The sequence below is a fragment of the Sphaerochaeta sp. UBA5836 genome, assembly GCF_002432845.1.
Taxonomy (GTDB): domain Bacteria; phylum Spirochaetota; class Spirochaetia; order Sphaerochaetales; family Sphaerochaetaceae; genus Sphaerochaeta.
Genome location: NZ_DJGW01000010.1, coordinates 17,095 through 17,383 on the forward strand (window position 1 = coordinate 17,095; position 289 = coordinate 17,383).

A 289-nucleotide genomic window follows, 5' to 3' on the forward strand; every position below is an offset into this window, starting at 1 on the left:
CAGATATTCAATCCGTAAGCTTTTGTCATGACAGTACGATCCAACATCTGCGCTGCAAACTCAGCATAGGGTTGTTCTCTCTTGTACCTGTCTGCATTGAAGAGCGCCTTGCAGCCGGGAAGAAGGCGGTGGATGTCCAAAATCTCATCTTCCTGACAACCGCTGAATATGACTTGGTTCCTGTATTTATGAAAGGCCGGCAACCTATAAACCGATTCGATCGCTTCGCTTGTCTTGATATCGAGATTCACCTGGATTCCCGCATTGCTGCACATCGCAAGTACCGTCT

Annotated in this window: 1 protein-coding gene; it reads right to left on the reverse strand. The window is 47.8% G+C overall.

Translation table 11 applies throughout. The features are described 5' to 3' along the window. On the reverse strand, positions 1–289 hold a 289-nt coding region (locus tag B3F49_RS00775; RefSeq protein ID WP_293908557.1), incomplete at both ends, for a hypothetical protein.